Here is a 3,756-nt window from a genome sequence, read left to right as displayed (position 1 = left end):
TGATCTAAACGACGTAATTAATGATGTTCCTAGGCTTATTTATTATTGCTTAGCAGCATTCGTCGGTTTGTTTTTGGGCATTAGGTTTAACCAATTAAAAAGCATATAACCAGGCGCTCAAGCAAGGACGCGCATAAATGCGCGCCTCTTAGCTTGGCGTTATATGTTTCAGCCATTTTAGTTAATGGCTCAATATTTGGCTGGGATGCCTCGTTTCTTTTTAAGCATTCCACCGTTTAAGTTTTCGTGGTTTGTGGCACACCACAGTGTTAATCCGGTGCCAATAGTAAATTAAAGGCATCATCACAGTTTTGTGTTTTTATCGTGGTGTGCTGTTAGTTGGCTCGGTAAAATCGGGTCGTTATTAATTTTAGCGCGCAGCTTGGCTGGCTTAGGTTCCGCTCTCGCTCCACTCAGGGGCTTTGGTGGTTTGCAAGGGTTCACCACATAACCAAGTGCTCTTGCATCGCCCACGGAAAACACCCGTGGGCTGGACTCGCTCTGCTACGCGCCGCTCGCCGCAAAGCACGGCGTTACACGTTTGAAATGGAATCATAATGATCATCGTTTATGGAATTAACGAACACTTAAATCCAATTAAATCTAATCTATCTCAAGTCATTCATGGCTGTATGCAATCAATATTGGGCATGCCAGAAGATAAGCGTGCTCATCGTTTTGTGCCAATGGATAAAGAAGATTTTTATTACCCTGGTGGGCGTTCTGAAGCTTATACGGTAATAGAAATTAATATGATGGAAGGGCGTGAAAAAGAGACCCAAAAAGCACTGATAAAGTCTCTATTTACAGAAATTGAAAGACAATTAGGTATTTCACCTGTAGATATTGAAATAACTATCAAAGAGCAGCCAGCTCATTGCTGGGGTTTTCGCGGCATAACCGGCGATGAAGCCAAATTGAACTACAACATCAACGTGTAACAAGAACATGTTTAGGATAGCTTTGCTCCACGGCTTCGCCGCTCCACAAACCTACCTAAAATGTTGGCGTTATGCTATTTACAACCCACCAAGGAGGGTATATGAAAAACTCAATAAAAGTATTACCAATTTTAATAACCACATCTCTTTTAGTTGCTTGTGGCGGAGGGGGGTCAGGCGCTAATGAAACCTCATCTGGACAATTAGAACGTAACGAGTCTACCGATTTAGGGCAAGAAGATAATCTTTTACTTAAGTTTTTGGGGGCACCCTTGGAGCCAAGTACTGCAAACATCCGTTCAGGGGTTCCAGAGAATGAATTTGATGTAAGTCATACTCTTAGTATTTGGTGGACTGCTTACGTTTATGATAAAGAGGGGAATCCAGCATCTGGCTCATTTATATATGATAGTAACGTTTATTTAAGCGCAAATAATATATTAGATACTAATGAAGATGAATTGCTTTTTTCAATGCAATGCAAAACGCCATCTAGTGCAAGTCAGGAGTATGGCTGTAGTCAATACGCTAGTTTTCAATGTGTTTATAATAATGACAACACGTTTAATTGCCTTAGTTTACCTCTGGATCACCCAGAAGGTTTCAAAGACCATATCGTAGATCTAACAAACTTTTTTGACATAATTCCTAAGTCAGCTCATATTTTTTATAAAATATGTTTAACTGAATCACAATCGTGCGATATTGAGTCCACGGAAATAATCTTCAACTAAGCATAACAAACAGCTCCACCGGACTCCGTAATGTTTGCACCTTTCCTGCAAAAACACGCAGCAAAGTCGCCAACATTACTACGCGCGGTGAGCTGGGCGTTATATTTCAGGGAGAATTCAGTGCACGATTTTGTAGGCCGATGGAAAATTAAGTCAATGACAACTTGGCCTCAAGACTACGTTGACCTCGATGAACCCGGTTATTTTGAGTTTACTGAAGATGGATTAGGCCAGTTCGTTTTTGGTGCTGTAAAAGGGTGGCTCGATGTTAGGGTATCTCACCGAACACCTTATCTTGAGTTTAGCTGGCAAGGCACTTGCGAGGGTGATGACCTTTGTGGTCGGGGTAAAATTGAATTTCCTACTCCTTTACAAGGTGACGGTGAAATTTATATTCATTGTGGTGACGAGTCAGGGTTCATCATTGAAAGAAAAATATAACCAGGCCAGCCAACATCGCCCACAAAGGGCCGTGGGCTGGACTCGCTTCGCTCGCCGTTGCTGGCGGCGTTAAAATTTCTAAGCAACGTACTCTCTGGCAGATATCGCTATGTCTGGAAATTGCTTTAGTATTTTTTTGTCAGCAGTCACTAGTTTGCAGTTTTGGCTCTTTGCCAAGCAAATAAACTCAGAGTCATAAGCAGAACAACCTGATTCATTTGCAGTATTTAATACTTCGAAAGAATTTACGGTATATTCATTGTCTTTGAGTAAATTCTCAGCTTGTTGTTGTATTTCTAAGGCATCCTCCATAGAAATAAGCTCTTTTCTAAGGTACAAAGCTAAGATGTTTCGTAACTCACTGCGCCATAATATAGGGGCAATCCAATCTGGGTCTTTCAATAGCAAGGCTTCTACGTATTCGCTATAGTCAGAGGGTAAATATAAGTAAGCTATTGTATTAGTGTCAGCTACAATCATTCTCTGCCTTCAGCTTTGGCTTTAGTTAAATCTTCCTCAGTAACTTTCAAACCTTTTAGTTTTTGCCTCATTGTTCGTGCATTCATTAAAAGTTGGTCTTTATCTATTTTTTGTGGTCTCAAAACCTTCTCTAGGCATACAATAAGCTCACTATTTATACTTCTGTGGTGTGCTTCAGCAGATTGTTTTAGCTGGCTGTATAAAATGTCTGGTATATTCTTCACTGTAATTGCGGGCATAAAAAACACTCATGGTTGCAATATGGTTTCATTATGGTTGCATAAATAAATGATTTTAACAAGCGCCTCCAACGGACAAATTTTTCTGTCACCACTTTTGCGCTGCGCGGCAAAACTGCCGCCAGCAAAATTTGCTCGTTGAGGCGGGCGTTAGGCAATAAAATGAATTTGGAATCTCACACTAAATATTTTCTTACCTTAGACGGTAAGGAATTAGAATTTGAGAACTTCTCCGAGACAAGAGAAGCACTGCGGAATGCGCTAAATTCGAAATCAGGAAAGATATTGCTGGCAGCTGACGATGGTTTAAGGCCTTGGTGGCAAAGATTCATTTTTGGTGCCAGAAACTATATTCGTGTTTACTTCGCTCTAGAATGGAGTGACGAAATATCTGGCCTCATATTTTATGATGAAAATGCTAGTGAATTTCGTGCTTTAAGTGATTCTCGAAATGAAAATATTTCAGTAGCTGATCGAAAGGAAATCTCTTTCGGAGAGAGTGAGCCACTGCACGAAAAGTACTGTATTGCTACAGATATTGCGAAGAGTTCAATTGTTGAGTTTCTAGAAAAAGAAGAGCGTCCTGAGTGGCATAATTACGAATTTGTGCGATGATCTGCCTAACAAAAAGTTGGTGGTTCAGCCCCTGCGGGGCTTGGACGCTTACAGCGCCCCACGACAAAAGCGTTGGTATGACTCCCCACGTCAAGAGGCCCGCACAAAATCCTGCCGGAACCTCGGCCAGAGCCTTTCTTTTTAATTAACATTCTTCCCGTTAGGGAAGCGTCAACGCATCAGATGAAGCAAGTAATTTCGACGGTGATCATGCTGGTATTCGTGGGTTGCTAACGCGACGCGTTAACCTATCCAACCTTACTTATTACGTCGTGGTGCCTGTCTTCAGTCTATGCTCGTGGATCA

At 41.4% G+C, this 3,756-nt stretch carries 6 protein-coding genes; 4 read left to right on the top strand and 2 right to left on the bottom strand.

Annotated features, from left to right (window positions below; genetic code table 11):
- Positions 1-557 precede the first annotated feature (557 nt).
- The 3 genes from A3766_RS20260 to A3766_RS20250 all read left to right on the top strand — a co-directional run bounded on the left by A3766_RS20260 (position 558) and on the right by A3766_RS20250 (position 2,116).
- On the top strand, positions 558-941 hold the full coding sequence (locus A3766_RS20260; RefSeq protein WP_068642871.1) for a tautomerase family protein: 384 nt from the start codon (positions 558-560) through the stop codon (positions 939-941).
- 101 nt (positions 942-1,042) lie between these two features.
- Complete coding sequence (locus A3766_RS20255; RefSeq protein WP_068642869.1) at positions 1,043-1,675, top strand: hypothetical protein; 633 nt, start codon at positions 1,043-1,045, stop codon at positions 1,673-1,675.
- 120 nt (positions 1,676-1,795) lie between these two features.
- Complete coding sequence (locus tag A3766_RS20250) at positions 1,796-2,116, top strand: hypothetical protein (RefSeq protein WP_068552933.1); 321 nt, start codon at positions 1,796-1,798, stop codon at positions 2,114-2,116.
- Between the two features lie 78 nt (positions 2,117-2,194).
- On the opposite strand, the gene A3766_RS20245 is transcribed toward A3766_RS20250, so the two are convergent.
- Together A3766_RS20245 and A3766_RS20240 are read right to left on the bottom strand one after the other, a co-directional pair.
- Positions 2,195-2,596: a type II toxin-antitoxin system VapC family toxin gene (locus tag A3766_RS20245; protein ID WP_068511203.1), complete on the bottom strand. Its 402-nt coding sequence runs from the start codon at positions 2,594-2,596 to the stop codon at positions 2,195-2,197.
- Positions 2,593-2,835, bottom strand: coding sequence for an Arc family DNA-binding protein (locus A3766_RS20240; RefSeq protein ID WP_068510145.1), 243 nt, complete (start codon positions 2,833-2,835; stop codon positions 2,593-2,595). The genes A3766_RS20245 and A3766_RS20240 overlap by 4 nt, the downstream gene beginning before the upstream one ends.
- A gap of 162 nt (positions 2,836-2,997) precedes the next feature.
- Between A3766_RS20240 and A3766_RS20235 the strand changes: the two genes are divergently transcribed.
- Positions 2,998-3,450, top strand: a complete 453-nt coding sequence (locus tag A3766_RS20235; RefSeq protein WP_068511205.1) for a hypothetical protein — start codon at positions 2,998-3,000, stop codon at positions 3,448-3,450.
- Positions 3,451-3,756 lie beyond the last annotated feature (306 nt).

The organism is Oleiphilus sp. HI0132 (assembly GCF_001635845.1).
The sequence above is the reverse complement of the archived record's forward strand: the minus strand, read 5'-3'. Positions and strand labels throughout refer to the sequence as shown.

Excerpts from the sequence above, each read along its gene's own strand:
- A3766_RS20260 (WP_068642871.1), top strand. The coding sequence starts at position 558 with ATGATCATCGTTTATGGAATTAACGAACACTTAAATCCAATTAAATCT.
- A3766_RS20255 (WP_068642869.1), top strand. The coding sequence starts at position 1,043 with ATGAAAAACTCAATAAAAGTATTACCAATTTTAATAACCACATCTCTT.
- A3766_RS20245 (WP_068511203.1), bottom strand. The coding sequence starts at position 2,596 with ATGATTGTAGCTGACACTAATACAATAGCTTACTTATATTTACCCTCT.
- A3766_RS20240 (WP_068510145.1), bottom strand. The coding sequence starts at position 2,835 with ATGCCCGCAATTACAGTGAAGAATATACCAGACATTTTATACAGCCAG.
- A3766_RS20235 (WP_068511205.1), top strand. The coding sequence starts at position 2,998 with ATGAATTTGGAATCTCACACTAAATATTTTCTTACCTTAGACGGTAAG.